Here is a 26216-nt window from a genome sequence, read left to right on the forward strand (position 1 = left end):
GGGCACGACGGCCGGGTCAACGGCTCCCGAGCACCCGCCACCGTGTACACGAAGAAGGCCCCGGCCCGGTGTTAACCACCAGGTCGGGGCCTTGCTCGTTGGTGCGCCCCGGGGAGCTGAACACATGTTTGAAGCACCCATTGTGCTGGTCGCCGAGGGGTGCGATACGACACCCAGGCTTCCGAACCTGCGGTCGGTCAGTCAGCCCGCCCTCCCTGCGTCTCCCCTTCCGGGCTAGACGCAAGCAAGGGGTGCGGCTCGCCAGAAAGCGCCACGAGTGCCTGTGCCACCTCGAAGATTTCTGCCCGTACATGAGGGCCGCAGCGAGACGCGGCCGGTGCCAGGGCTGTGGGTCAGTCGCCGCCCGTTCCCACCGCACGATGGTGGAACGGTCGACGCCGAGGGCTTCGGCGAGGCGTTCCTGGCTCAGACCGATCGCCTGGCGGCGCTGGGCCAGCCGGTGCCGCCGACGCTCTCCCGCCACGTACCGCCTCCCCTCGCCTCCATCCGTCGCGGTCCATTCACCCAGCTCACGCCGTGCGACGCAATGGGGATGCGTCAGTTCTGCGCCGTTGCCGCGCTGGGCACCAGCGACCGTCGGGGCTTGTGTAGAGGCATGGCCGGAACGGGTGCGAGCAGGAGCCGCGGTGCGAGGCGTGGCGACTACGTGAACTCCCGTTCCGCTGCCATTCCAAGCCTGACCAACTGAGTGGGGAAAGAAGTGAGCGGCCAGGAGCGAGACCGGCTCGATTCCACCGGAGCGTCTTCTGCCGCCCGGACCCAAGAAGAGCCCACGCCCCTTACCCAAGCCCAACGCCTCGACCCCGGGCCCAGAGAGCACACCCCGCTGCGCCCGATCTGGCTCTGCCGTGCCTGCGGCCAACCCTGGCCCTGTGGCCGGGCGAAGCTCGCTCTCGTCACCGAGTACGACGGCAACCCGGTCAGCCTGTTCCTCTACCTGGCCAGTCTGCTCCATGACGCCATCGACGACCTACACAAGCTCAACCCCACCACCACCGGATGCGCCAGTGACATGTTCGATCGGTTTCTTGGCTGGCCCGCCCGACACGCCCGCTCCTACCGGTCGACTGAGATCGACTCTCCCCGGCCCGAGGAGCCAGGAGTATGAAGGTCTCCCGCTCGCCGGGTCGGGGATACGTCACCGTTCAGACGATCTGTTCATTAGCATGCAGTACTCTGCATGAACTTGCACTCGTGAGTCGTCCTTGTTAATCTTCGCTGCATAGTCATGCGGAGGTGAGTATGGGGATCCGAGTAGCGGTCGCCGGTGCGAGCGGTTACGCCGGCGGCGAGCTGGTGCGCCTGATCGCCGGGCACCCGGAGTTCGACCTGGTCTCCGCCACCGCGCACAGCCAGGCCGGGCACCGTGTCGACGTGGTGCACCCGCAGCTCACCGGGTTGGACCTGGTGCTCGGAGCGACCGACCCGGCGGCCCTGGCCGACGCGGACCTGGTCTTCCTGGCCCTGCCGCACGGCGAGTCGGCGGCGCTCGCGGCCCAACTGCCGGACGAGGTGCGGATCGTCGACCTGGGCGCGGATCACCGGCTCGCCGACCCGTACGCCTGGGCGCAGTACTACGGCGGCACGCACGCCGGGCAGTGGACCTACGGCCTGCCCGAGTTGCCCGGCCAGCGGGAGCTGATCGCCGGTTCCACCCGGGTGGCGAACACCGGCTGCTATGCCGCCGCGATCACCCTGGCGCTCGCGCCGCTGATCGCCGACGGCGCGGCCAGCCCCGCCGACGTGGTGGTGGTCGCCGCCTCCGGCACCTCCGGCGCCGGCCGGGCGGCGAAGCCGCACCTGCTGGCCAGCGAGGTGCTGGGCGACCTGTCGCCGTACCGGGTGGGCACCCACCAGCACGTGCCGGAGATCAAGCAGGCCAGCGGCGCGACCGGCCTGTCGTTCACCCCGGTCCTGGCGCCGATGCCGCGCGGCATCCTGGCCACTGTCACGGCGGTGCCGGCGCGCGGGGTCGACCCGCAGGCGGTGCTGGCGCGGGCGTACGCCGACGCGCCGTTCGTGCACGTGCTGCCGGAGGGCCGTTGGCCGCACACCGCCGCCACCCTCGGCTCCAACTCCTGTCACCTCCAGGCCACGGTGGACGTCGACTCGGGTCGGCTGATCGTGCTCAGCGCGCTGGACAACCTGGGTAAGGGCGCCGCCGGCCAGGCCGTGCAGAACGCCAATCTGATGCTCGGCCTGCCGGAGACGACGGGCCTGTCTGTGTGGGGAGTCAGCCCGTGACCGTCACCACCCCGCGGGGGTTCCGGGCGGCCGGGGTGGCCGCCGGTCTCAAGGTCAGCGGCGGCGCGGACGTCGCGCTCGTGGTCAACGACGGCCCGGACGCCGGTGTCGCCGGTGTCTTCACCACCAACCGGGTCAAGGCCGCTCCGGTGCTCTGGAGCCAGCAGGTCGTGCAGGGTGGTGTGGTCCGTGCGGTGGTGCTCAACTCCGGCGGCGCCAACGCCTGCACCGGCCCGGGCGGCTTCCAGGACACCCACGCCACCGCCGAGCACACCGCCGCCGTGTTGACCTCGGTCAGCCCGCGGCTGATCCTCGGTGCCGGTGAGGTCGCGGTCTGCTCGACCGGCCTGATCGGTGAGCGGCTGCCGATGCCGAAGCTGCTGCCCGGTGTCCGGACGGCGGTCAGGAGCCTGTCCCGCGACGGCGGCGCGGCCGCCGCCGAGGCCATCATGACCACCGACACCCGGCCGAAGACCACTGTGGCCAGGGGCAGCGGCTGGACGGTCGGCGGGATGGCCAAGGGCGCCGGGATGCTCGCGCCGGGCATGGCAACGATGCTCTGCGTGCTGACCACCGACGCGGTGGCCGGGCCGGCGACGCTCGACGAGGCGTTGCGCGCGGCGACCCGGGTCACCTTCGACCGGGTCGACTCCGACGGTTGCATGTCCACGAACGACACGGTTCTGCTGCTGTCCAGCGGTGCGAGCGGCATCGAGCCGACAGCGGCCGAGCTGGCCGCCGCCGTGACCGAGGCCTGTCACGACCTGGCCCAGCAGTTGGTGGCCGACGCCGAGGGCGCCACCAAGCAGGTCGCCATCGACGTGGTGAGCGCCGCCGACGAGGACGACGCGGTCGAGGTGGGCCGTACGGTGGCCCGCAACAACCTGGTCAAGACCGCGCTGTTCGGCAACGACCCGAACTGGGGTCGGATCCTCGCCGCCGTCGGCACCACCGCCGCCGCCTTCGACCCCGACGAGGTGGACGTGGCGGTCAACGGGGTGTGGGTGTGCCGGGGTGGCGCCGCCGCCGAGGACCGCTCGAAGGTCGACCTGACCGGACGGGACGTGACCATCCGGATCGACCTGCACGCGGGTACGTCGGCCGCGACGATCTGGACCAACGACCTGTCCCACGGGTACGTGCACGAGAACTCGGCGTACTCCTCATGAGTCTCAGCACCGACCTCGCCCGCGCCCAGGTCAAGGCGGAGACGCTGATCGAGGCGCTGCCCTGGCTGGCGCGCTTCTCCGGCTCCACAGTCGTCGTCAAGTACGGCGGCAACGCGATGACCGACCCCGAGTTGCAGCGGGCGTTCGCCGCCGACATGGTCTTCCTTCGCTATGCGGGCCTGAAGCCCGTTGTGGTGCACGGCGGCGGCCCGCAGATCTCCGCCATGCTGGGCCGGCTCGGCATCGCCAGCGAGTTCCGGGGTGGCCTGCGGGTGACCACCGCCGAGGCGATGGACGTGGTCCGGATGGTGCTTGTCGGGCAGGTGGGGCGCGAGCTGGTCGGGCTGATCAACTCGTACGGCCCGTACGCGGTCGGCCTCTCCGGCGAGGACGCCCGGCTGTTCACCGCGGTGCGCCGCCCGGCGTACGTGGACGGGTTGCCGGTCGACGTCGGCCAGGTCGGGGACGTCGAGTCGGTCGACGTGTCGGCGGTGACGGACCTGATCGAGGCTGGTCGGATCCCGGTGATCTCCACGGTGGCGCCGGACGCGGACGGGGTGCTGCACAACCTCAACGCGGACACCGCCGCCGCGGCGCTGGCCATCGCGTTGCGGGCCCGCAAGCTGGTCGTGCTCACCGACGTGGCCGGCCTGTACGCGGACTGGCCGGACACCACCAGCCTGGTCTCCGAGATCGTCGCGGACGACCTGGCCAAGCTGCTGCCCAGGTTGGAGTCGGGGATGGTGCCGAAGATGGAGGCCTGCCTGCGGGCGGTGCGTGGGGGAGTGCCCGCCGCGCACGTCGTCGACGGTCGGGTGGCGCACTCCACGTTGTTGGAGGTGTTCACCTCGGAAGGGTTCGGAACGATGGTGGTGCCGGGAGACGGGACGGTCGTGTCATGAGCACGTTGGCGCAGCGCTGGACGCAGTCCATGATGGGCAACTACGGCACACCGCCCCTGGCGCTGGTCTCCGGCGCCGGCGCGGTGGTGGTGGACGACGCCGGCCGGGAATACCTGGACCTGGTCGGTGGCATCGCGGTGAACGCCCTCGGGCACGCCCACCCGGCCGTGGTGGCCGCGGTGTCCAAGCAGGTGGCGACCCTCGGGCACGTCTCCAACCTCTACGTCGCCGAGCCGCCGGTCGCCCTGGCCGAGCTGCTGTTGGCGCTCGCCGGCCGGCCCGGTCGGGTCTTCTTCGCCAACTCGGGCGCGGAGGCGAACGAGGCGGCGTTCAAGCTTTCCCGGCGTACCGGCCGCGGTCACGTGGTGGCCACCAACGGCGGCTTCCACGGCCGCACCATGGGCGCGCTCGCGCTGACCGGTCAGCCGGCGAAGGCCGACCCGTTCCGGCCGCTGCCCGGCGACGTGACGCACGTGGACTACGGCGACGTCGGGGCCCTCGAAGCGGCCGTCACGGACGCCACCGCCATGGTGATCCTGGAGCCCGTCCAGGGCGAGAACGGCGTCATCGTCCCGCCGGCCGGCTACCTCGCCGCGGCCCGGCGGATCACCGCCCGGCACGGCGCGCTGCTGGTCCTCGACGAGGTGCAGACCGGCATCGGGCGCACCGGCCACTGGTTCGCGCACCAGGCCGAAGGTGTGGAGCCGGACGTGGTCACCCTGGCCAAGGGGCTGGGCGGCGGGCTCCCCATCGGCGCGATGCTGGCCTTCGGCCCCGCCGCCGACATGCTCACCCCCGGCTCGCACGGCACCACCTTCGGCGGCAACCCGGTCAGCTGCGCGGCGGCGCTCGCCGTGGTGGCGACAATCGCCAACGAGGGCCTGTTGGACAACGTCAAGCGGGTCGGCGAGCGGCTGCGTCGCGGCATCGAGGCGCTGGGCCATCCGCTGATCGCCGGCGTACGCGGCGCCGGGCTGCTGCTCGGCGTGGCGCTCACCGCGCCGGTGGCGTCGGTGCTCGCCGAGGCGCTGCGCGAGGCCGGCTTCCTGGTCAACCCGGTGCAGCCCGGTGTGCTCCGACTGGCCCCACCCCTGATCCTCACCGCCGAGCAGGTCGACGCCTTCCTCGCCGCCCTGCCCGCCGCGCTGGACGCGACCACCCCCGCCGCCGCCAGCCCGCAGCTCGACGCCCCCACGCTGACCACCACGACGAGGACGACTCCATGACCCGGCACTTCCTGCGCGACGACGACCTCTCGCCGGCCGAGCAGTCCTCGGTCCTCGACCTGGCCGCGGGGATGAAGGCGGACCGGTTCGGCCACCGGCCGCTGGCCGGACCCCGCTCGGTGGCGGTGCTCTTCGACAAGCAGAGTCTGCGGACCAGGATCTCGTTCGACGTCGGGATCGCCGAGTTGGGCGGGCACCCGCTGGTCGTGGACACGCAGGTCACCCACTTCGGCCGGGGTGAGTCCCTCGCGGACGCGGGACGGGTGCTGTCCCGCTACGTCGCGGCGATCGTGCTGCGTACCCACGGTGACGAGCGGATCGCCGAGGTGGCGGCGGGCGCCACAGTGCCGGTGGTCAACGCGCTCACCGACGGCTTCCACCCGTGCCAGCTGCTGGCCGACCTGCTGACCATCCGGGAGCGGTGCGGCGGCACGGCCGGGCGCACCCTGGCGTACGTGGGCGACAGCGCGAACAACATGGCGCACTCGTACCTGCTGGCCGGGGCGCTGGCCGGCATGCACGTCCGGGTCGCCGGTCCGGCGGGGTTCGCGCCCGATCCGGCCATCGTGGACCGGGCCGCCCGGATCGCCGCAGACACCGGCGGGTCGGTGCGGGTGCTTACCGACCCGGCCCAGGCGGTACGCGACGCCGACGTGCTGGCCACCGACACCTGGACGTCGATGGGGCAGGAGTCCGACGGGCTGGACCGGATCACCCCGTTCCTGCCGTACCAGGTGAACAAGGAGCTGCTCGGTCAGGCCGCACCGGACGCGATAGTGCTGCACTGCCTGCCGGCGCACCGTGGTGAGGAGATCACCGACGAGGTGCTCGACGGGCCGCAGAGCGCGGTCTTCGACCAGGCGGAGAACCGGCTGCACGCGCAGAAGGCGTTGCTGGCGTTCCTGCTGGGCGCGACGACCGGAGAGCGGCGATGACCGGGCCACTGACCCGCGCGGCCCGGCACGCCCGGATCGTGGAGCTGATCCGCGACCGGGCCATCCGTTCGCAGACCGAGCTGGCCGACCTGCTCGCCGCCGACGGTGTCGTCGTCACCCAGGCCACCCTCTCGCGGGACCTGGAGGAGTTGGGCGCGGTCAAGGTGCGCGGCGGTGACGGCCCGGCCGTGTACCTGATCCCCGAGGACGGCCAGCGACCGCTGCGCGACGCCGAGGCCGCGCCGGCCCGGCTGGTGCGGTTGCTGCGCGAGCTGCTCAACGGGGTCGACTCCAGCGGCAACATCGCCGTGCTGCGTACCCCACCCGGCGCAGCCCAGTACCTGGCCAGCGCGTTGGACCGAGCGGGCCTGCCCGAGATCGTCGGCACCACCGCCGGCGACGACACCATCCTCGTGGTGGCCCGCGCGGCCGACGGCGGGGCCGCGCTCGGTGACAAGCTCGCCGGTTGGGCCCGCCGGGAAGACAACGCTGAAGGGAACGTGACGCCATGACCGAGCGGGTCGTCCTCGCGTACTCCGGAGGGTTGGACACCTCCGTCGCCATTCCGTACCTGGCCGAGCAGACCGGCGCCGAGGTGATCGCGGTGGCGGTCGACGTCGGGCAGGGCGGCGAGGACCTCGACGCCATCCGGCAGCGCGCCCTGGACTGCGGCGCCGCCGAGTCCGAGGTGGTCGACGCGCGCGACGAGTTCGCCGCCGACTACTGCCTGCCGGCGATCCGGGCCAACGCCCTCTACATGGACCGCTACCCGCTGGTGTCGGCGCTGTCCCGCCCCCTGATCGTCAAGCATCTGGTGGCGGCGGCGCGTACGCACGGCGGGACGATCGTGTCGCACGGCTGCACCGGCAAGGGCAACGACCAGGTCCGGTTCGAGGTGGGGCTGAACGCCCTCGCCCCCGACCTGAAGATCATCGCGCCGGCCCGGGACTTCGCCTGGACGCGGGACAAGGCGATCGCCTTCGCCGAGGAGAAGGGCCTGCCGATCGACGTGTCGGCGAAGTCGCCCTACTCGATCGACCAGAACCTGTGGGGCCGCGCGGTGGAGACCGGCTTCCTGGAGGACATCTGGAACGCGCCCGTCGAGGGCCTGTACTCGTACACCGCCGACCCGGCGCAGGACCGCGACCCCGACGAGGTCGTGATCACCTTCGACGGCGGCGTGCCGGTGGCGATCGACGGTGAGACGGTCACCCCGTACCAGGCGATCCTGGAGCTGAACCGGCGCGCCGGCGCCCAGGGCGTGGGTCGGCTCGACATGGTCGAGGACCGCCTCGTGGGCATCAAGAGCCGCGAGGTCTACGAGGCTCCCGGCGCCATCGCGCTGATCACCGCCCATCAGGAGCTGGAGGCGGTGACAGTGGAACGGGACCTGGCCCGGTTCAAGAAGGGCGTGGACCAGCGCTGGGGCGAGCTGGTGTACGACGGCCTGTGGTTCTCGCCGTTGAAGGACGCGCTTGACGCGTTCATCGACGACGCGCAGCGGCAGGTGAGCGGCGAGGTGCGGATGACCCTGCACGGCGGTCGGGCCACCGTCACCGGCCGACGGTCCGAGGCGAGCCTGTACGACTTCGGGATGGCCACGTACGACACCGGCGACACCTTCGACCAGTCCCTGGCGAAGGGCTTTGTGCAGCTGTGGGGCCTTCCGAGCCGGATGGCCGCCGCGCGGGACGCCCGGGTCGGCGGTGCCGGACAGTGACCGACACAATGGGCGACGTGGACGACAAGAGCCTGACCGAGAACAGCGCAGCCACCAACCGGACGAGCCTGTGGGGTGGCCGCTTCGCCGGTGGCCCCGCCGAGGCGCTGGCCCGACTGTCGGTGAGCGTGCAGTTCGACTGGCGCCTGGCCCCGTACGACATCGCGGGTTCCCGCGCGCACGCCCGGGTCCTGGCCGGCGCGGGCCTGCTCGACCCCGAGGAGTTGGGTCGGATGCTGGCGGCCCTGGACGACCTGGAGGCGGCGTGCGCCTCGGGGTCGTTCCGCCCCACCGTCGACGACGAGGACGTGCACACCGCGTTGGAGCGCGGTCTGCTGGAGCGCCTCGGCAGCCTCGGTGGCAAGCTGCGCGCGGGCCGGTCGCGCAACGACCAGGTCGCCACGGACCTGCGGCTCTACCTGCGTGACCACGCCCGGGGCGTGGCCAGCCGGCTCGTCGAGCTGGCCGAGGCGTTGGTGGAGCAGGCCGAACGGCACGTCGACACGGCCGCGCCCGGCATGACGCACCTCCAGCACGCCCAGCCGGTGACGTTCGGGCACTGGTTGCTCGCCCACGTGCAGCCGCTGCTGCGGGATCTGGAGCGGTTGCGCGACTGGGACCACCGGGCGGCGGTCAGCCCGCTCGGCGCGGGCGCGCTTGCCGGTTCGGGGCTTCCCCTGGATCCGGTGGCCGTGGCCAAGGAGTTGGGCTTCCGGACGTCGTTCGCCAACTCGATGGACGCCGTCGCCGACCGGGACTTCGTCGCCGAGTTCCTGTTCACCACCGCCATGATCGGGGTGCACCTGTCCCGGCTCGGCGAGGAGGTGGTGCTCTGGACCTCGCACGAGTTCGGGTGGGTCGAGCTGGACGACTCGTTCGCGACCGGGTCGTCGATCATGCCGCAGAAGAAGAACGCGGACATCGCCGAGCTGGCCCGCGGCAAGTCCGGCCGGTTGGTCGGCGGCCTGGTGACAGTGCTCACCATGCTCAAGGGCCTGCCGATGACCTACGACCGGGACATGCAGGAGGACAAGGAGCCGGCGTTCGACGCCGTCGACACCCTGGAGCTGCTGCTCCCGGCCCTCGCGGGAATGATCTCCACGATGACGGTCCGGGTGGACCGTCTCGTCGCCGCCGCCCCGGTCGGCTTCTCCCTCGCCACCGAGGTCGCCGACTGGCTGGTCCGGCGCAACGTGCCGTTCCGGGACGCGCACGAGATCACCGGTCGGCTGGTGGCGCTCTGCGCGGCGCGGGAGTGCGAGCTGAACGACGTCTCCGACGACGACCTGGTGGCGATCAGCGAGCACCTCGACCCGTCGGTGCGCGACGTGCTCTCGGTCCGTTCGGCGCTGGCCGCCCGGACCACCCCCGGCTCGACCGGCCCCGGCCCGGTGGCCGACCAGCTCGCCACCGCGGCGGACCGGCTGACCACCTGGCGGGAGTGGGCCGCCGAGCGGGTCGTCCCGCGGTAGACCTCGTCGTGGCGTCGGCGCGTGCCGCCGGCGCCACTGTCGGTTCAGGCCGTCGGGCGCTCCCGCTTCGGGAGCTTGGCCACCACCATGTCGTACGACGCGTCGACCGCCTCGGTCAGCTCCTCGTCGTCGATCCCGCCGTCCAGGCGCAGCGTGTTCCACCCGGACCGGCCGATGTAGGCCATCACCTGGGCGTCGTCGGGGTGCCGGTGCAGCCACTCGTCGGCCACCTCCCGGGTCGGCCCGCACTTGATGCCGACCGTCGGCTTTCCCGCGCCACTGCCGAGGAACGCGAAGATCCGGCTGCCCACCTTCACCACCTCGTCGCCCTCCCACGGCCGGTCCAGCCACGCTCCCGGCTTGGCCAGGCAGTACGTCAGCATCTCCGCGCGCTCCATGGGTGCCTCCTCGTCGTGCGCACAGTGTGCCCGCCGCGGGGCCGTTCGACGCGCGCCATGCCGATCCGGGCGTCGGCCCGGGCGTCGGCTCAGGCGCTCTGCTCGGACGAGCGGGCGGCGACCCGCTCGTAGCGCTGCCGGGCCGCCTGCGCGCTGCCCAGGCCCAGCCCGTAGGCGATCGCCTGCCAGGTCAGCCCCCGGTCGCGGGCCAGCGTCAACAGCCCGGCCTCCAGGGCGTCCAGCTCGGCGCGGACGTGTGGCAGCAGGGTCAGCGCGGCGGTCAGGTCGGCGGCGTCGATCGGCTCCTCCGCCGGCTCCCGCTCGGCCCCGCCGGCGGCCAGCGCGGTGACCAGGGCGACCGCCTCCCACGGGTCCAGCACGTACGGGTGGGCCCAGCGGCCGCGCTGGGTGCCGGTGCCGGCGTGCCGGCTGCTGATGCGCTCCAGCGCCTCGTGGGTGCGGTGGGCGCGGGCGTGGGCCGGGTGCGGCGCGGTGAACGGGTCGTTCGTCGTCATGTTCTGAGCACACACCAGCAACACGTCATTGTCAACAGAACGTTTAAATCGGGGACGGGTTCGAGTGGCGATCGCCGCTCGACTGGGTACCGTCGAGCCATGGACCTGTTGCCCGGTGACCACGCCAGCGATGCCGACCTGGCGGGGCTGGCCGACCTGCTCGCCGGCCCGCTGCTGCCGGCCGCGCGTGGGCTGCTGGGCTGCGAGCTGCACGCGGGCGGCGTCACCGTCCGGATCACCGAGGTCGAGGCGTACGCCGGCATGGCCGGGGACCAGGCCTCGCACGCCCACCGGGGCCGCACCCCCCGCAACGCCGTGATGTTCGGCCCCGCCGGGCACGCGTACGTCTACTTCACCTACGGGATGCACTGGTGCATGAACGTGGTCACCGGCGTCGAGGGGGAGGCTTCCGCCGTGCTGCTGCGCGCCGGGGAGGTCGTCGACGGCCTGGACGCGGCCCGGGACCGTCGGCCGGCCGTGCGCCGGGACGTGGACCTGGCCCGCGGGCCGGCCCGGCTCTGCGCCACGCTCGGCATCGACCGCGCGGCGTACGGGGCGTACCTGCTGGGTGACGGGCCGGTCCGGTTGCGCCCGCCGACCCGGCCGGTGCCGCCGGAGACGGTGGTCGCCGGCCCGCGGGTCGGCGTGACCGGCGCGCACGACCTGCCGTGGCGGTTCTGGCTCGACGGCGACCCGACGGTCAGCGCGTACCGCCGACACGTGCCCCGCACCCGGCGCTGATCCTCCGGGCGTGTGTCCCCCGACCGTGTCGGGGGGTGTGGCCATAATCACCGCACCTGCTCACTGACGGTTCGGAGGACATCATGGCGACACTGCTCGCGATCGGCACGGCCAAGGGATTGTTTCTCGCCACCAGCGCCGATGACCGGCGCAGTTGGGAGATCACCGGCCCGCACTTCCCGATGACGGGCGTCTACGCGGTCGCTGTCGACACCCGTCGGTCCACCCCGCGGTTGCTCGCCGGGATGACCAGCTCACACTTCGGGCCCAGCGTCGCCACAAGCGACGACCTCGGCGCTTCCTGGGACGAGCCCGACCAGGCGCCGGTCGCCTTCCCGGCCGACACCGGGGTCTCCCTCGGGCGGGTCTGGCAGCTGATGCCGGCCGGTCCCGACCAGCCGGACGTGGTCTGGGCCGGCACCGAGCCGTCCGCGCTGTTCCGGTCCACCGACGGTGGCCGCAGCTTCGAGCTGGTCCGCTCCCTCTGGGACCACCCGCACCGCCCGCAGTGGGAGGCCGGCTTCGGCGGCCAGGCCGTGCACACAGTGCTGCCGCACCCGCGTGACCCGGCCCGGGTGCTTGTCGCCATGTCCACCGGTGGCGTCTACCGCTCGGAGGACGCCGGGGCGACCTGGGCGCCGGGCAACACCGGCATCCGCGCCTACTTCATGCCCGACGAGTGGCCGGAGTTCGGCCAGTGCGTGCACAAGGTCGCCCGGGACGCGGCCAACCCCGAGCGGCTGTACGCGCAGAACCACCACGGCGTCTACCGGTCCGACGACGACGGCCGCACCTGGTCGTCGATCGCCGACGGGTTGCCCAGCGACTTCGGCTTCCCGATGGTGGCCCACCCGGGGCGGGGCGGCACGGTGTGGACCTTCCCGTTGGTGGCCGACAGCGAGCGGTTCCCGACCGACCACCGCTGCCGGGTGTACCGCTCCGCCGACGCCGGCGGCAAGTGGGAGCCGCTGTCGGTGGGGCTGCCCGAGGGGCCGTTCTACCCGGCGGTGCTGCGCGACGCGATGTGCGCCGACGACGCCACCCCCGGTGGGGTCTACTTCGGCACCCGCTCCGGCTCGGTCTACGCCAGCCGCGACGAGGGCGACTCCTGGTCCCTGGTGGCGGCACATCTGCCGGACGTGCTCTGCGTTCGGGTCGCGGCGGTCTGAGCGTGGTCACCGTGCTGCTGCCCGGCCCGCTGCGTGGTGAGGCCGGCGGGGCCAGTCGGCTGAGCGTCACCGCCGCCGGGACGCTGCGGGCGGTCCTCGACGAGCTGGCCGTCGCCCATCCGCGGCTGGCCCGGCGCATCCGTGACGAGCGCGGCGAGCTGCGCCGTTACGTCAACGTCTTCGTCGACGGTGAGGATTGCCGGCACTCCGGGGGTCTGGCCACCCCGGTCGGCGACGACGCCGAGGTGCAGGTGTTGCCGTCGGTCGCGGGCGGTTGAGGTCGCGGCCGGTTGGCCTCATGGTCGGTCAGCGTCACGGCCGGTTGGGCTCACGGTCGGTTGGCGTCACGGTCGTTGGCGGGGCGGGCGGCCGGCGTCGAGGCCCGGTCGGGTCGGGGATGTCCGCTTTCGGGCGTGAGCCGTGCCACTCCGAGACGTGCCGCCTCCGGAATAGTTGCGTCGTCAAATAAGTTGACAGCTGCGTCCGGGCACCACGAATGACCCGGTTCTACACGCAGGGAGCTGGTCATGCAGTTCGGAGTCTTCACCGTCGGCGACGTCACGGTCGACCCGACCACCGGTCGGGAGCCGACCGAGCATGAGCGGATCAAGGCCATGGTCGCCATCGCGCTCAAGGCCGAGGAGGTCGGTCTCGACGTCTTCGCCGCGGGCGAGCACCACAACCCGCCGTTCGTACCCTCGTCACCGACCACCATGCTCGGCCACATCGCGGCGCGCACCGAGCGGCTGCTGCTGTCCACCGCGACCACGCTGATCACCACCAACGACCCGGTGAAGATCGCCGAGGACTACGCGATGCTCCAGCACCTGTCCGACGGCCGGGTGGACCTGATGATGGGCCGCGGCAACACCGGCCCGGTCTACCCCTGGTTCGGCAAGGACATCCGCGCCGGCATCCCCCTCGCCATCGAGAACTACGACCTGCTGCACCGGCTGTGGCGCGAGGACGTTGTCGACTGGAAGGGCAAGTACCGAACCCCGTTGCAGTCGTTCACCTCGACGCCGCGCCCGCTCGACGGCGTGCCCCCGTTCGTCTGGCACGGCTCGATCCGCAGCCCGGAGATCGCCGAGCAGGCCGCGTACTACGGCGACGGCTTCTTCGCCAACCACATCTTCTGGCCCAAGGAGCACACCCAGCGGATGGTCGCGCTCTACCGCCAGCGGTACGCGCACTACGGCCACGGCACCGCCGACCAGGCCATCGTCGGCCTCGGTGGGCAGGTGTTCATGCGCCGCAACTCGCAGGACGCGGTCCGGGAGTTCCGGCCGTACTTCGACAACGCCCCGGTCTACGGCCACGGGCCGTCGCTTGAGGAGTTCACCCGGGAGACGCCGCTGACCGTGGGCAGCCCGCAGCAGGTCATCGACCGTACGCTCGGCTTCCGGGAGTACGTCGGCGACTACCAGCGGCAGCTGTTCCTGATGGACCACGCGGGGCTGCCCCTCAAGACCGTGCTGGAGCAGCTCGACCTGCTCGGCGAGGAGGTCGTGCCGGTCCTGCGCAAGGAGTTCGCGGCGTTGCGCCCCGCGCACGTGCCGGACGCGCCGACGCACGCTTCCCTGGTCGCCGCCGCCGGCGGCGGCAAGGACAGCACCGTGCACGCCGTCGACGACGTGACGGGCAAGGCGCCGGAGGAGGCGACCCGATGACCCACCGCACCCTGGCCGTGGTCTCGGCGGGGCTGAGTCAGCCCTCGTCGACCCGGCTGCTCGCCGACCAGCTCGCCGCGGCCACCCGCGACGAGTTGGTCCGGCGCGGCTCCGAGGTGGAGTTGCACGTCGTCGACCTGCGGGAATACGCCCACGACGTGGTGAACAACATGCTCACCGGGTTTCCACCGGCGGCGCTGCGCGAGGTCATCGACGCGGTGACCGGGGCGGACGGGCTCATCGCCGTCACCCCGATCTTCAGCGCCTCGTACAACGGGCTGTTCAAGTCGTTCTTCGACGTGTTGGATTCCGCGTCGCTCGTCGACCGGCCGGTGCTGATCGGTGCCACCGGCGGCACCGCCCGCCACTCACTGGCACTGGAGCACGCCGTCCGCCCGATGTTCGCGTACCTGCGGGCGGTGGTGGTGCCGACCGCGGTCTACGCCGCTCCGGAGGACTGGTCGGACGGCACTGCCGACGGCGCGTTGCGCGGCCGGATCCGGCGCGCCGCCGGTGAGCTGGCCGACCAGGTCGAGCGTCGGCCGCCGGCGAGCGGCCCCGCCGACCCGTTCGCCCTCACGACCGACTTCCTGCACCTGCTCGACCGGGGGGACGGCGCGCCGGTCAACTGACCGGGTGGGCGACCAGCACCGGGCAGTGCGCGTGCTGGATCACCGCCTGGCTGACCGAGCCGAGCAGCAGACCCGCGAATCCGGCCCGGCCCCGGGTGCCCACGACCAGCAGCGACGCCGTGCCGCTGGCCTCGATGAGGCCCTGGGCCGGGCCGGCCGCCCGGACCGGATGCTCCCGCACCACCAGGTCGGGGTGCTCGGCGCGAACGGCGGTGGACGCGTCGGCAAGCAGCCGTACCGCCTCGGCCTGGTGCGCGGCCTGCGACTCCTCGATCTCCTCCGGCACCGCCCGGCCCTCGGCCGCCGGGCCGACGTGCGCCAGCACCAGCGGTACGTCCCGCAGCGCTGCCTCGTCGGCGCCGTACGCCGTGGCCAGCCGGGACGACTCGGAGCCGTCGACCCCGACCAGCACCGGCGCGTCCACCGGGATCGGCTGCTCATCGGGGCGGACCACAAGCACCGGGCAGTGCGCGTGCGCGGCCACCTGCGTGCCGACCGAGCCGAGCAGCAGCCCGACGAACCCGCCCAGCCCTCGGCTGCCCACCACGACCAGCTCCGCCCGGCGGGACTCCTCGACGAGCGTGATGCCGGGGCCGCCGGCGACCTGACGCACGTCGACGACCAGGCCGGGCCACCGGTCGGCCAGGTCGGCCGCCGTGCGTTCCAACATCCGCTGCGCCTCCGCGGAGGGCACCGGCACCCCGATCTCGTACGGGTTGATCGGCACGCCGTAGCCGAGGGGGTGCAGGTAGCCGTGCAGCAGGAGCAGCGGCCGGGACCGGAGCAGCGCGGCGCGGGCCGCGTGCTCCGCGGCGACGAGGCTGGACGACGATCCGTCCACGCCCACCACGACGGGTCGAGTCATCGGTACCCCCTTCGTCGGTCCGCTGTCTCCGTCATCTTGCTGCCTCGCGGCGGCCGGCCCGGCGCGGATCGCCCGACCGCGGCGGACAGATCCTGCTCGCCGGGCCGGTGATCCCCGGCTGGCACCGCCGCTGCGTACTCTCGCCGGGTGACCTCTCACCTGCGGCTGCGCCCGGTCCTGGAGGACGACCTCGTCGAGTTCTTCCTGCACCAGCAGGATCCGGAGGCCAACCGGATGGCGGCCTTCGTCGCCAAGGACCCGTCCGACCATCGGGAGTTCGCCCGGCACTGGGCCCGGGTGCTCACCGACCCGGCCAACCGGATCCGCACCGTCGACGTCGACGGCGAGGTGGTCGGCTATGTGAGCTCCTTCCCCGTCGAGGGTCAGACCGAGGTCAGCTACTGGATCGACCCGGCACGCTGGGGCCGGGGTTACGCCACGGCGGCCCTGGCCGCGCTGCTGCGCGAGCTGCCCCGGCCGGTGCACGCCCGCGCCGCCAAGGACAACGCCGCCTCCCTCGCGGTGCTGCGCAAGTGCGGGTTCGTGGTGGTCGGCGAGGACTCGGGGTACGCCCACGGGCGCGGCGAGGACGTCGAGGAGTGGCTGCTGGAGCTGCCCGCCGATGCCCCTGACCTGGGCGGGCACTAGTCTCGCGGGGTGAACTGGTTGGATCTGGTCGGCTGGGCCGGCTCCGCGGTGCTGGTCTGGTCCCTGTTGCAGTCGCGCGTCCTGCGGCTGCGCGCTCTCAACCTCGTCGGCAGCGTCGTGCTGATCGGCTACAACGCCGCCATCGAGGTCTGGCCCATGGTCGGGCTCAACGTCGTGCTCGCGGCGATCAACATCTGGTATCTGCGCGGGATGATCGCCACCCGGCACGACGAGCAGACCTACCAGGTGGTGGAGGTCGGTGTCGGCGACCAGTTCCTCGCGCACACGCTGCGGGTGCACGCCGCCGACATCGCCCGGTTCAACCCCGGCTTCCACTGGGACCCGGACGCCTCCGGCCGATCGGCCTTCCTGGTGGTCCGGGCCGACGAGGTGGTGGGCGTGGTGCTGTCGCACGCCGAGGCGCGCGGCGTCGCCCAGATCGACCTGGACTACGTGACCCCCAAGTTCCGCGACTTCACCCCGGGCGAGTTCGTCTACCGACGCAGCCACCTGTTCACCGAACGGGGCTTCCGCCGGGTGGTCAGCCCGCCCCGGATGGTCGCCCCCTACTACCACCGCCTCGGCTTCCGCCCGGAGGGCGACTCGTACGTCCTCGATCTGCCGGCGACCCCGGCCGCCGATCCGGCGTAGCGACCCCGGCGTGCCGTCGCCAGCGGTCGATCCGGCGTAGCCTCACCAGCTCAGGATTCGGCGGGCACCGGACGGGGCAAACAGACGCCGACGCCGGACGGGCTCGCCGACCGGCGGGCGCCGCGCGTACTGGCCGGTGCCACCACCGCAGAGGGAGCGAACCAGGCGTGCAGAGCTACGGGAGCCAACTGGCCCTGGTCGGAATCCTGGTCGTGATCAACGCGCTCTTCGCCGGCAGCGAGATGGCGCTGGTGTCGCTGCGGGACAGCCAGATCCAGCGGTTGGAGCGCACCAGTCGGGCCGGGCGGGTACTGGCCCGGCTCGCCAAGGACCCGAACCGCTTCCTGGCCACCATCCAGATCGGCATCACCCTCGCCGGCTTCCTGGCCTCCGCCGCCGCGGCGGTCTCGCTGGCCAAGCCGCTCGTCCCGCTGCTCGGGATGTTCGGCGGCGCCGCCGAGACGGTGGCCATCGTCGTGGTCACCCTCGCGCTGACCTTCGTCACCCTGGTCTTCGGCGAGCTGGCCCCCAAGCGGATCGCCATGCAGTCCGCCGAGCGGTGGGCGCTGCTGGTGGCCCGCCCACTCGACCTGCTCGCCAGCTTCACCCGGCCGGCCGTCTGGGCGCTCGGCGCCACCAGCGACGTGGTGGTCCGCCTGGTCGGGCTCAACCCGAAACACCAGCCGGAGGAGATCGGCCCGGACGAGCTGCGCGACATCGTCGCCGGGAACCACGGCTTCACCAAGGAACAGCGCACCATCATCGCCGGCGCGGTGGAGATCGCCGACCGGCGGTTGCGGGCTGTCCTCGTACCCCGGTTGCAGGTCTTCACGCTCGACAGCGGGACCACCGCGGAGGCCGCGCGGCTCGTGCTGGCCGCCACCGGGCACTCCCGGGCGCCGGTCGTGCGCCACGGCGGCCTGGACGACACGGCGGGCGTGATCCACCTGCGCGACCTGGTGGGGGTGCCCGACGACCGCCCGGTCGACGAGATCGCCCGCCCACCGATGCTGCTGCCCGACTCGCTGCCCGTGGTGGAGGCCCTGCGCCAGTTCAAGGCCGAGCGCCAGCACATCGCACTCGTCGTGGACGAGCGCGGCGCCGTCGACGGCATCGTCACGCTGGAAGACATCCTGGAGGAGATCGTCGGTGAGATCTACGACGAGACCGACCGGGACGTGAGGTCGGTGCGCCGCGACCCCGACGGCGCGCTGCTGCTGCCCGGCACCTTCCCGGTGCACGACCTGCCGGACATCGGCGTCGAGCTGCCGTCCCGCCCGGACGGCGACTACACCACCGTCGCCGGGCTGGTGCTGGCCCGGCTCGGGCACATCCCCACCGTCGCCGGCGAGGACGTGACCCTGGACGGCTGGGTGCTGATGGTGGCCGGCATCGACCACCGGGCGATCGTCGAGGTACGGGTCAGTCGCGTACCCGATGCCGTCGACCTCGACGCCGACCAGGCGGCGGAGCCGGTGCTGGACGAGGCCCGCAGCTGAACCGTCCGGCCGCCGCCGCTCAGTCGCGGGACAGGTTCTGTAGCCGGACCTGACCGCGGGCGACCAGCCGCTCGTCGGCATCGGTGATCTCCACCTGCCAGAGCTGCTGGCTGCGGCCCCGGTGCACGGGCGTGCCGACAGCGGTCAGCTCCCCGTCCCGGACGGCCCGCAGGAAGTCGGTCTGGTTCGACACGCCGACCACCGTGCCCCGGTCGGCCAGCCAGAGGGAGCCACCCACACTCGCCGCGGTCTCCACGACCGTGCAGTACACCCCGCCGTGCTGGATGCCGAACGGCTGGTGCAGCTCCGGTCGGACCTGCCAGGTGATCACCACCCGGTCGGCGGACGCCTCCTCGAACGTCAGGCCGAGCAGGGCGACGAAACCGCCCGTCAGATCCGGCATCTCCACGGCAAACCCCTCCTCGATCAACGGGGCGCAAGCCTAACGGGGCGGGTTGCGGCAAACCCGGTACGGGTCGGTGCCGGCGATGGGGGAGAATCGGTGACCGTGACCGACAGCAGCCCCCCGCCGTCCGGGCGGGACTCCCTGACCGACGACCTGCTCTGGCGTGGCCTCATCCAGGACTCGACCGGCCTCGACGAGCTGCGCGAGCTGCTCGACGGTGGGACGGCCGCGACCTACTACGTGGGCTTCGACCCCACCGCGCAGAGCCTGCACGTCGGCTCGCTCATGCAGGTCACCACGGCCCGCCGGCTGCAACTCGCGGGTCATCGCCCGTTGCTGCTGGTGGGCGGGGCGACCGGGCAGATCGGTGACCCGAAGGAGAGCGCCGAGCGGACCCTCAACCCGCCCGAGGTGATCGCCGGCTGGGTCGAGCGCATCCGCGAACAGCTCGCGCCCTTCGTGTCGTACACCGGCGAGAACGCGGCGCGCCTGGTCAACAACCTGGACTGGACCGGCGAGATGTCGGTTGTCGAGTTCCTGCGGGACGTGGGCAAGCACTTCCCGGTCAACAAGATGCTCGCGCGGGAGGTGGTGCGGGCGCGGCTGGAGACGGGCATCAGCTTCACCGAGTTCAGCTACCAGCTGCTCCAGGCCAACGACTTCTTCGAGCTGCACCGCCGGCACGGCTGCCAGCTCCAGTTCGGCGGCTCCGACCAGTGGGGCAACATCACCGCCGGCGTCGACTACGTCCGTCGGCGTGGGGCGGGGCCGGTGCAGGCGTTCACCACGCCGCTGGTCACCAAGTCCGACGGCACGAAGTTCGGCAAGACCGAGGGTGGCGCCGTCTGGCTCGACCCGACGTTGACCAGCCCGTACGCGTTCTACCAGTTCTGGCTCAACGTGGAGGACGGAGAGGTGGACCGCTACTTGCGGTACTTCAGCTTCCGTAGCCGCGAGGAGTTGGAGGAGTTGGCGAAGGCGACGGCTGAGCGACCGGCGGCCCGCCTGGCGCAGCGGGCGCTCGCCGAGGAGCTGACCACCCTGGTGCACGGCCCGGACGAGACCCGGCAGGCGATCGCCGCCAGTCAGGCCCTCTTCGGGCGCGGGTCGCTTGACGACCTGGCCCCGGAGACGCTGCGCGCGGCGCTGACCGAGGCCGGCCTGGTGCGTCTCTCCGGCGAGTTGCCGGATGTGGCGGGGCTGTTGCGGGACTCCGGGCTCGTCAGTGGCCTCAAGGAGGCTCGGCGGGTGATCGCCGAGGGTGGCGCATACGTCAACAACAACCGGGTGACCGAGGTGGACGCCGCGGTGTCGCCGACCGACCTGCTGCACGGGCGATACCTGGTGCTGCGTCGCGGCAAGCGCTCCTTCGCGGGCGTTGAGCTGGGCGAATAGTCGACTGTCGACGATGTGACGGGGGACGCGTCCGGCGGATTTGACGATCATCCCGCCGGACGCGTAACTTTCTCTCTGCCAGCGCGGAACGGACGAAACAGGCGAAAACCTGAGACGGCCGGAGCGCAGGCCAACGGCCTCGGGGTCGGGCGGGCATGCCCACCGGATCCCGGACCGGGAGGTGCCACCGGAAACGCCGCGAGGCGGATTTGGCGCGGCGAAACCGACCGGGTATGGTTACCAACCGGCAGGGCACCGGGCAAGCTTGCGGGAGACCGCAGCGGCCGGCCTGCCGAATCCGTGACGAGAGCGGCGCAAGCCGGTCGAGACATGGTGCCCGCATTACCGAATGAAGCACGACGAACCGCGAAACACCGGTTTGACACGGCGGAAACGGGCGGGTAACGTAGTAAAAGTGCCTGGCGCTGGAAAGCGCTAAGGGACACGAACGAAAAGCCCCGGTTGGGGTTCCACTGAGGTGGGGCTTCTGGTCGGTGTGTGGTTGTTCTTTGAGAACTCAACAGGGTGCTTGTAAAGCCAGTGCCAATTATGATTTATACCCCGGACTGGTCAGTTTTTCTGGCTGGTTGGGATTCCTTTGGCAACATTTGTTTGTTGTCAGGATGCTGTTCAACATAGTTTTTTGTTGGAGAGTTTGATCCTGGCTCAGGACGAACGCTGGCGGCGTGCTTAACACATGCAAGTCGAGCGGAAAGGCCCTTCGGGGTACTCGAGCGGCGAACGGGTGAGTAACACGTGAGCAACCTGCCCCAAGCTTTGGGATAACCCTCGGAAACGGGGGCTAATACCGAATAGGACTTCCGGCCGCATGGCTGGGGGTGGAAAGTTTTTCGGCTTGGGATGGGCTCGCGGCCTATCAGCTTGTTGGTGGGGTGATGGCCTACCAAGGCGACGACGGGTAGCCGGCCTGAGAGGGCGACCGGCCACACTGGGACTGAGACACGGCCCAGACTCCTACGGGAGGCAGCAGTGGGGAATATTGCACAATGGGCGGAAGCCTGATGCAGCGACGCCGCGTGAGGGATGACGGCCTTCGGGTTGTAAACCTCTTTCAGCAGGGACGAAGCGAGAGTGACGGTACCTGCAGAAGAAGCACCGGCCAACTACGTGCCAGCAGCCGCGGTAAGACGTAGGGTGCGAGCGTTGTCCGGATTTATTGGGCGTAAAGAGCTCGTAGGCGGCTTGTCGCGTCGACCGTGAAAACTTGGGGCTCAACCCCAAGCCTGCGGTCGATACGGGCAGGCTAGAGTTCGGTAGGGGAGACTGGAATTCCTGGTGTAGCGGTGAAATGCGCAGATATCAGGAGGAACACCGGTGGCGAAGGCGGGTCTCTGGGCCGATACTGACGCTGAGGAGCGAAAGCGTGGGGAGCGAACAGGATTAGATACCCTGGTAGTCCACGCTGTAAACGTTGGGCGCTAGGTGTGGGGGGCCTCTCCGGTTCCCTGTGCCGCAGCTAACGCATTAAGCGCCCCGCCTGGGGAGTACGGCCGCAAGGCTAAAACTCAAAGGAATTGACGGGGGCCCGCACAAGCGGCGGAGCATGCGGATTAATTCGATGCAACGCGAAGAACCTTACCTGGGTTTGACATGGCCGCAAAACTGTCAGAGATGGCAGGTCCTTCGGGGGCGGTCACAGGTGGTGCATGGCTGTCGTCAGCTCGTGTCGTGAGATGTTGGGTTAAGTCCCGCAACGAGCGCAACCCTCGTTCGATGTTGCCAGCGCGTTATGGCGGGGACTCATCGAAGACTGCCGGGGTCAACTCGGAGGAAGGTGGGGATGACGTCAAGTCATCATGCCCCTTATGTCCAGGGCTTCACGCATGCTACAATGGCCGGTACAATGGGCTGCGATACCGTGAGGTGGAGCGAATCCCAAAAAGCCGGTCTCAGTTCGGATCGGGGTCTGCAACTCGACCCCGTGAAGTCGGAGTCGCTAGTAATCGCAGATCAGCAACGCTGCGGTGAATACGTTCCCGGGCCTTGTACACACCGCCCGTCACGTCACGAAAGTCGGCAACACCCGAAGCCGGTGGCCCAACCCTTGTGGAGGGAGCCGTCGAAGGTGGGGCTGGCGATTGGGACGAAGTCGTAACAAGGTAGCCGTACCGGAAGGTGCGGCTGGATCACCTCCTTTCTAAGGAGCACCTTCACCCGAAAGGGTGCAAGGAGCCCGCGGCCCACGAATGTTGGGTCGGGGTGCTCAGATGGCGGAGACACTGGCAAGTTTTGCCCTGGCAACGGCCGGCGGCGCCTAGTACAGCCACTCTTCGGGGTTGGTGGGAACGGTTGCTTCTGGTGCGGCTGGGGGGGAATGTAAGCACCCTGTTGGGTCCTGAAAGAACAACCATGGGTTGTTGTTTCAGAGCCTTGAGTGTGGCGTGAGCGTCGCACGAGGTTGCCAGGCATGGCCTGGCCTCACATACCGATCACTGTGGTGGTGCTGGTGTGGGGCGGATCGGGTTGTGGGTTGGTCGTTTGTTGAGAATTGCACAGTGGACGCGAGCATCTTTGTGGTCAAGTTGTCAAGGGCGAACGGTGAATGCCTTGGCACCAGGAGCCGATGAAGGACGTGGGAGGCCGCGATAGGCCTGGGGGAGCTGTCAACCAAGCTGTGATCCCAGGGTGTCCGAATGGGGAAACCTGGCACCAGTCATGTGGTGTCACCCACACCTGAACACATAGGGTGTGTGGAGGGAACGCGGGGAAGTGAAACATCTCAGTACCCGCAGGAAGAGAAAACAATTTAGTGATTCCGTGAGTAGTGGCGAGCGAAAGCGGATCGAGGCTAAACCGGCTGCGTGTGATACCTGTCAGGGGTTGCGTGGTCGGGGTTGTGGGACCCTGCTGAACAAGCTGACACTTGTTCGAGAAGTTACAAAGTCAGTGGCTAGTCGAACAGTCTGGAATGGCTGACCGTAGACGGTGAGAGTCCGGTAGGTGAAAGTTGCTGACCTTCTGTGGGTGTTCCCGAGTAGCGGCGGACCCCTGAAATCTGCCGTGAATCTGCCAGGACCACCTGGTAAGCCTAAATACTTCCTGGTGACCGATAGCGGACAAGTACCGTGAGGGAATGGTGAAAAGTACCCCGGGAGGGGAGTGAAATAGTACCTGAAACCGTTCGCCTACAATCCGTCGGAGCCTTGCGGGGTGACGGCGTGCCTTTTGAAGAATGAGCCTGCGAGTTAGTGGCATGTGGCGAGGTTAACCCGTGTGGGGGAGCCGTAGCGAAAGCGAGTCTGAATAGGGCGATTCAGTCGCGTGTCCTAGACCCGAAGCGGAGTGATCTAGCCATGGGCAGGCTGAAGCGCGGGTAAGACCGCGTGGAGGGCCGAACCCACCAATGTTGAAAAATTGGGGGATGACCTGTGGTTAGGGGTGAAAGGCCAATCAAACTCCGTGATAGCTGGTTCTCCCCGAAATGCATTTAGGTGCAGCGTCGCGTGTTTCTTGCCGGAGGTAGAGCACTGGATGGTCTAGGGGGCCCACAAGCTTACCGAAATCAGCCAAACTCCGAATGCCGGTAAGTGAGAGCGCGGCAGTGAGACTGCGGGGGATAAGCTTCGTAGTCGAGAGGGAAACAGCCCAGATCACCAGCTAAGGCCCCTAAGCGTGTGCTAAGTGGAAAAGGATGTGGGGTCGCATAGACAACCAGGAGGTTGGCTTAGAAGCAGCCACCCTTTAAAGAGTGCGTAATAGCTCACTGGTCAAGTGGTTCCGCGCCGACAATGTAGCGGGGCTCAAGCACACCGCCGAAGCTGTGGCATTCACATTTTATCCTCGCTTGGACTTGATTCCTTGTGCAGGTGTGTGGATGGGTAGGGGAGCGTCGTGCCGCGAGTGAAGCAGCGGGGTGACCCAGTTGTGGACGCGGCACGAGTGAGAATGCAGGCATGAGTAGCGAAAGAAGGGTGAGAAACCCTTCCGCCGGATGACCAAGGGTTCCAGGGCCAGGCTAATCCGCCCTGGGTGAGTCGGGACCTAAGGCGAGGCCGAGAGGCGTAGTCGATGGACAACGGGTTGATATTCCCGTACCCGCGAAAGAGCGTCCCTGACGAACCTCGTTGTGCTAACCACCCGAACCGCCGGAGACCTTCGGGTTGATGGTGGGGAGGCTGGGAACCTGATGGGTAGTAGTCAAGCGATGGGGTGACGCAGGAAGGTAGCTGAGCCCGGCCGGTGGTTGTGCCGGGGTAAGCGTGTAGGCCGTGTTGTAGGCAAATCCGCAACACACATAGGCTGAGACGTGATGCCGAGCCGATTCAGGTGAAGTCAGTGATCCTATGCTGCCGAGAAAAGCCTCTAGCGAGTTCTTAGCGGCCCGTACCCCAAACCGACACAGGTGGTCAGGTAGAGAATACCGAGGCGATCGGGCGAACTGTGGTTAAGGAACTCGGCAAATTGCCCCCGTAACTTAGGGAGAAGGGGGGCCGGAGACGTGAAGCCCCGCGCGGGTGGAGCGTTGTATGGCCGCAGAGAGCAGGGGGAAGCGACTGTTTACTAAAAACACAGGTCCATGCGAAGAAGTAATTCGATGTATATGGACTGACGCCTGCCCGGTGCTGGAACGTTAAGGGGACCTGTTAGCTCTTTCGGGGGCGAAGCGGAGAACTTAAGCGCCAGTAAACGGCGGTGGTAACTATAACCATCCTAAGGTAGCGAAATTCCTTGTCGGGTAAGTTCCGACCTGCACGAATGGCGTAACGACTTCCCCACTGTCTCAACCACAGGCCCGGCGAAATTGCAGTACGAGTAAAGATGCTCGTTACGCGCGGCAGGACGGAAAGACCCCGGGACCTTTACTATAGCTTGACATTGGTACTCGAATTAGCTTGTGTAGGATAGGTGGGAGCCGGTGAAGTCCATACGCCAGTATGGGTGGAGGCAATCTTGAAATACCACTCTGGTTGATTTGGGTATCTAACTTCGGACCGTTATCCGGTTCAGGGACAGTGTCTGGTGGGTAGTTTAACTGGGGCGGTTGCCTCCTAAAAGGTAACGGAGGCGCCCAAAGGTTCCCTCAGCCTGGTTGGCAATCAGGTGTTGAGTGCAAGTACACAAGGGAGCTTGACTGTGAGACTGACAGGTCGAGCAGGGACGAAAGTCGGGACTAGTGATCCGGCACTTGCGAGTGGAAGCGGTGTCGCTCAACGGATAAAAGGTACCCCGGGGATAACAGGCTGATCTTCCCCAAGAGTCCATATCGACGGGATGGTTTGGCACCTCGATGTCGGCTCGTCGCATCCTGGGGCTGTAGCAGGTCCCAAGGGTTGGGCTGTTCGCCCATTAAAGCGGTACGCGAGCTGGGTTTAGAACGTCGTGAGACAGTTCGGTCCCTATCCGCCGTGCGCGTAGGATACTTGAGAAGGGCTGTCCCTAGTACGAGAGGACCGGGACGGACGAACCTCTGGTGTGCCAGTTGTCCTGCCAAGGGCACGGCTGGTTAGCTACGTTCGGAAGGGATAACCGCTGAAAGCATCTAAGCGGGAAGCCTGCTTCAAGATGAGGTATCCCACCCACCTTGGTGGGGTAAGGCCCCCAGCTAGACGACTGGGTTGATAGGCCGGAAATGTAAGCCCGGTAACGGGTTCAGTTGACCGGTACTAATAGGCCGAGGACTTGACTACTAAGCTGCTACGCGTCCACTGTGCAACTCTCGATAAACGAACAACAGACCACTGTGTGGTGTTGTTTGACATGTCGATAGAGTTACGGCGGTCATGGCGGAGGGGAAACGCCCGGTTACATTCCGAACCCGGAAGCTAAGCCCTCCAGCGCCGATGGTACTGCACTCGTGAGGGTGTGGGAGAGTAGGACGCCGCCGGACAATCTTCCAGTCGAGGGCCGCCCCATCCGGGTCGGCCCTCGACTGCGTAGCGCCATTGGTGGCGCAATCAGGAAGGATGTACCTGTGAGT

23 protein-coding genes and 3 rRNA genes are annotated in these 26216 nt (G+C 69.2%); 21 read left to right on the forward strand and 5 right to left on the reverse strand.

Features of this window, described 5'->3' with window-relative positions:
- Window positions 1-16: 16 nt before the first annotated feature.
- The gene (locus ACQPWW_RS12775; RefSeq protein ID WP_433132348.1) at window positions 17-841 is read right to left on the reverse strand and encodes a helix-turn-helix transcriptional regulator; all 825 of its coding nucleotides are present in this window, start codon (window positions 839-841) and stop codon (window positions 17-19) included.
- 6 nt (window positions 842-847) lie between these two features.
- On the opposite strand from ACQPWW_RS12775, the gene ACQPWW_RS12780 reads away from it, so the two are divergent.
- The 9 genes from ACQPWW_RS12780 to argH all read left to right on the forward strand — a co-directional run bounded on the left by ACQPWW_RS12780 (window position 848) and on the right by argH (window position 9689).
- Window positions 848-1129 (forward strand): hypothetical protein, encoded by a 282-nt coding sequence (locus tag ACQPWW_RS12780; RefSeq protein ID WP_433134318.1) that lies wholly within the window; start codon window positions 848-850, stop codon window positions 1127-1129.
- Window positions 1130-1263: 134 nt separating this feature from the next.
- Window positions 1264-2265 (forward strand): N-acetyl-gamma-glutamyl-phosphate reductase, encoded by a 1002-nt coding sequence (gene argC / locus ACQPWW_RS12785; RefSeq protein ID WP_433132350.1) that lies wholly within the window; start codon window positions 1264-1266, stop codon window positions 2263-2265.
- Complete coding sequence (gene argJ / locus ACQPWW_RS12790) at window positions 2262-3434, forward strand: bifunctional glutamate N-acetyltransferase/amino-acid acetyltransferase ArgJ (protein ID WP_433132352.1); 1173 nt, start codon at window positions 2262-2264, stop codon at window positions 3432-3434. The genes argC and argJ overlap by 4 nt, the downstream gene beginning before the upstream one ends.
- On the forward strand, window positions 3431-4336 hold the full coding sequence (gene argB, locus ACQPWW_RS12795; RefSeq protein WP_433132354.1) for an acetylglutamate kinase: 906 nt from the start codon (window positions 3431-3433) through the stop codon (window positions 4334-4336). Before argJ ends, argB begins: the two co-directional genes overlap by 4 nt.
- Window positions 4333-5562, forward strand: a complete 1230-nt coding sequence (locus ACQPWW_RS12800; RefSeq protein ID WP_433132356.1) for an acetylornithine transaminase — start codon at window positions 4333-4335, stop codon at window positions 5560-5562. The genes argB and ACQPWW_RS12800 overlap by 4 nt, the downstream gene beginning before the upstream one ends.
- A complete protein-coding gene (argF, locus tag ACQPWW_RS12805) occupies window positions 5559-6497 on the forward strand; it encodes an ornithine carbamoyltransferase (RefSeq protein WP_433132358.1) in 939 nt (312 codons plus the stop codon). The genes ACQPWW_RS12800 and argF overlap by 4 nt, the downstream gene beginning before the upstream one ends.
- Entirely contained in the window at window positions 6494-7009 is a 516-nt protein-coding gene (locus ACQPWW_RS12810; protein WP_433132360.1) for an arginine repressor, read from the forward strand. The genes argF and ACQPWW_RS12810 overlap by 4 nt, the downstream gene beginning before the upstream one ends.
- On the forward strand, window positions 7006-8217 hold the full coding sequence (locus ACQPWW_RS12815; RefSeq protein WP_433132362.1) for an argininosuccinate synthase: 1212 nt from the start codon (window positions 7006-7008) through the stop codon (window positions 8215-8217). Before ACQPWW_RS12810 ends, ACQPWW_RS12815 begins: the two co-directional genes overlap by 4 nt.
- A gap of 8 nt (window positions 8218-8225) precedes the next feature.
- Window positions 8226-9689, forward strand: a complete 1464-nt coding sequence (gene argH / locus ACQPWW_RS12820; RefSeq protein WP_433134320.1) for an argininosuccinate lyase — start codon at window positions 8226-8228, stop codon at window positions 9687-9689.
- A gap of 44 nt (window positions 9690-9733) precedes the next feature.
- On the opposite strand, the gene ACQPWW_RS12825 is transcribed toward argH, so the two are convergent.
- On the reverse strand, window positions 9734-10087 hold the full coding sequence (locus ACQPWW_RS12825) for an MmcQ/YjbR family DNA-binding protein (protein ID WP_433132364.1): 354 nt from the start codon (window positions 10085-10087) through the stop codon (window positions 9734-9736).
- An 89-nt stretch (window positions 10088-10176) separates the two neighbouring features.
- Window positions 10177-10602, reverse strand: coding sequence for a DNA-binding protein (locus tag ACQPWW_RS12830; RefSeq protein WP_433132366.1), 426 nt, complete (start codon window positions 10600-10602; stop codon window positions 10177-10179).
- Window positions 10603-10701: 99 nt separating this feature from the next.
- Here ACQPWW_RS12830 and ACQPWW_RS12835 point away from each other — a divergent pair, with 99 nt between their 5' ends.
- The 5 genes from ACQPWW_RS12835 (at window position 10702) to ACQPWW_RS12855 (ending at window position 14814) form a co-directional block, all read left to right on the forward strand.
- A complete protein-coding gene (locus tag ACQPWW_RS12835; RefSeq protein ID WP_433132368.1) occupies window positions 10702-11343 on the forward strand; it encodes a DNA-3-methyladenine glycosylase in 642 nt (213 codons plus the stop codon).
- 83 nt (window positions 11344-11426) lie between these two features.
- Window positions 11427-12512 carry a WD40/YVTN/BNR-like repeat-containing protein gene (locus ACQPWW_RS12840; protein WP_433132370.1) on the forward strand — a complete coding sequence of 362 codons (1086 nt, stop codon included), beginning with the start codon at window positions 11427-11429 and terminating at the stop codon, window positions 12510-12512.
- A 2-nt stretch (window positions 12513-12514) separates the two neighbouring features.
- Window positions 12515-12790, forward strand: coding sequence for a ubiquitin-like small modifier protein 1 (locus ACQPWW_RS12845; protein WP_433132372.1), 276 nt, complete (start codon window positions 12515-12517; stop codon window positions 12788-12790).
- 249 nt (window positions 12791-13039) lie between these two features.
- Complete coding sequence (locus ACQPWW_RS12850) at window positions 13040-14182, forward strand: LLM class flavin-dependent oxidoreductase (protein ID WP_433132374.1); 1143 nt, start codon at window positions 13040-13042, stop codon at window positions 14180-14182.
- Entirely contained in the window at window positions 14179-14814 is a 636-nt protein-coding gene (locus ACQPWW_RS12855) for an FMN reductase (protein ID WP_433132376.1), read from the forward strand. The genes ACQPWW_RS12850 and ACQPWW_RS12855 overlap by 4 nt, the downstream gene beginning before the upstream one ends.
- On the opposite strand, the gene ACQPWW_RS12860 is transcribed toward ACQPWW_RS12855, so the two are convergent.
- Window positions 14807-15679: a universal stress protein gene (locus tag ACQPWW_RS12860; protein ID WP_433132378.1), complete on the reverse strand. Its 873-nt coding sequence runs from the start codon at window positions 15677-15679 to the stop codon at window positions 14807-14809. The two genes, ACQPWW_RS12855 and ACQPWW_RS12860, sit on opposite strands and share 8 nt — an antisense overlap.
- 147 nt (window positions 15680-15826) lie before the next feature.
- Here ACQPWW_RS12860 and ACQPWW_RS12865 point away from each other — a divergent pair, with 147 nt between their 5' ends.
- The 3 genes from ACQPWW_RS12865 (at window position 15827) to ACQPWW_RS12875 (ending at window position 18477) form a co-directional block, all read left to right on the forward strand.
- Window positions 15827-16327: a GNAT family N-acetyltransferase gene (locus ACQPWW_RS12865; RefSeq protein WP_433132380.1), complete on the forward strand. Its 501-nt coding sequence runs from the start codon at window positions 15827-15829 to the stop codon at window positions 16325-16327.
- Between the two features lie 9 nt (window positions 16328-16336).
- Window positions 16337-16978, forward strand: a complete 642-nt coding sequence (locus ACQPWW_RS12870; protein ID WP_433132382.1) for a hypothetical protein — start codon at window positions 16337-16339, stop codon at window positions 16976-16978.
- A gap of 167 nt (window positions 16979-17145) precedes the next feature.
- Window positions 17146-18477 (forward strand): hemolysin family protein, encoded by a 1332-nt coding sequence (locus ACQPWW_RS12875; protein WP_433132384.1) that lies wholly within the window; start codon window positions 17146-17148, stop codon window positions 18475-18477.
- Between the two features lie 19 nt (window positions 18478-18496).
- Here ACQPWW_RS12875 and ACQPWW_RS12880 read toward each other — a convergent pair whose 3' ends face one another.
- Window positions 18497-18880 carry a PaaI family thioesterase gene (locus tag ACQPWW_RS12880; RefSeq protein ID WP_433134322.1) on the reverse strand — a complete coding sequence of 128 codons (384 nt, stop codon included), beginning with the start codon at window positions 18878-18880 and terminating at the stop codon, window positions 18497-18499.
- 105 nt (window positions 18881-18985) lie between these two features.
- Between ACQPWW_RS12880 and tyrS the strand changes: the two genes are divergently transcribed.
- The 4 genes from tyrS to rrf all read left to right on the forward strand — a co-directional run bounded on the left by tyrS (window position 18986) and on the right by rrf (window position 26126).
- A complete protein-coding gene (gene tyrS / locus ACQPWW_RS12885) occupies window positions 18986-20278 on the forward strand; it encodes a tyrosine--tRNA ligase (RefSeq protein WP_433134324.1) in 1293 nt (430 codons plus the stop codon).
- A 643-nt stretch (window positions 20279-20921) separates the two neighbouring features.
- A 16S ribosomal RNA gene (locus ACQPWW_RS12890) occupies window positions 20922-22436 on the forward strand.
- 378 nt (window positions 22437-22814) lie between these two features.
- Window positions 22815-25926, forward strand: a 23S ribosomal RNA gene (locus ACQPWW_RS12895).
- 83 nt (window positions 25927-26009) lie between these two features.
- Window positions 26010-26126, forward strand: a 5S ribosomal RNA gene (rrf, locus tag ACQPWW_RS12900).
- Together the 16S, 23S and 5S rRNA genes form the textbook arrangement of a ribosomal RNA operon.
- Window positions 26127-26216 lie beyond the last annotated feature (90 nt).

The sequence above is a fragment of the Micromonospora sp. CA-240977 genome (assembly GCF_050942285.1).
Lineage (GTDB): Bacteria > Actinomycetota > Actinomycetes > Mycobacteriales > Micromonosporaceae > Micromonospora.

What these genes read in the sequence shown, in the direction of transcription:
- argC (WP_433132350.1), top strand. Translation starts at nt 1,264, where the DNA reads ATGGGGATCCGAGTAGCGGTCGCCGGTGCGAGCGGTTACGCCGGCGGC.
- argB (WP_433132354.1), top strand. Translation starts at nt 3,431, where the DNA reads ATGAGTCTCAGCACCGACCTCGCCCGCGCCCAGGTCAAGGCGGAGACG.
- ACQPWW_RS12800 (WP_433132356.1), top strand. Translation starts at nt 4,333, where the DNA reads ATGAGCACGTTGGCGCAGCGCTGGACGCAGTCCATGATGGGCAACTAC.
- argF (WP_433132358.1), top strand. Translation starts at nt 5,559, where the DNA reads ATGACCCGGCACTTCCTGCGCGACGACGACCTCTCGCCGGCCGAGCAG.
- ACQPWW_RS12810 (WP_433132360.1), top strand. Translation starts at nt 6,494, where the DNA reads ATGACCGGGCCACTGACCCGCGCGGCCCGGCACGCCCGGATCGTGGAG.
- ACQPWW_RS12815 (WP_433132362.1), top strand. Translation starts at nt 7,006, where the DNA reads ATGACCGAGCGGGTCGTCCTCGCGTACTCCGGAGGGTTGGACACCTCC.
- argH (WP_433134320.1), top strand. Translation starts at nt 8,226, where the DNA reads ATGGGCGACGTGGACGACAAGAGCCTGACCGAGAACAGCGCAGCCACC.
- ACQPWW_RS12825 (WP_433132364.1), bottom strand. Translation starts at nt 10,087, where the DNA reads ATGGAGCGCGCGGAGATGCTGACGTACTGCCTGGCCAAGCCGGGAGCG.
- ACQPWW_RS12830 (WP_433132366.1), bottom strand. Translation starts at nt 10,602, where the DNA reads ATGACGACGAACGACCCGTTCACCGCGCCGCACCCGGCCCACGCCCGC.
- ACQPWW_RS12835 (WP_433132368.1), top strand. Translation starts at nt 10,702, where the DNA reads ATGGACCTGTTGCCCGGTGACCACGCCAGCGATGCCGACCTGGCGGGG.
- ACQPWW_RS12840 (WP_433132370.1), top strand. Translation starts at nt 11,427, where the DNA reads ATGGCGACACTGCTCGCGATCGGCACGGCCAAGGGATTGTTTCTCGCC.
- ACQPWW_RS12850 (WP_433132374.1), top strand. Translation starts at nt 13,040, where the DNA reads ATGCAGTTCGGAGTCTTCACCGTCGGCGACGTCACGGTCGACCCGACC.
- ACQPWW_RS12855 (WP_433132376.1), top strand. Translation starts at nt 14,179, where the DNA reads ATGACCCACCGCACCCTGGCCGTGGTCTCGGCGGGGCTGAGTCAGCCC.
- ACQPWW_RS12860 (WP_433132378.1), bottom strand. Translation starts at nt 15,679, where the DNA reads ATGACTCGACCCGTCGTGGTGGGCGTGGACGGATCGTCGTCCAGCCTC.
- ACQPWW_RS12880 (WP_433134322.1), bottom strand. Translation starts at nt 18,880, where the DNA reads ATGCCGGATCTGACGGGCGGTTTCGTCGCCCTGCTCGGCCTGACGTTC.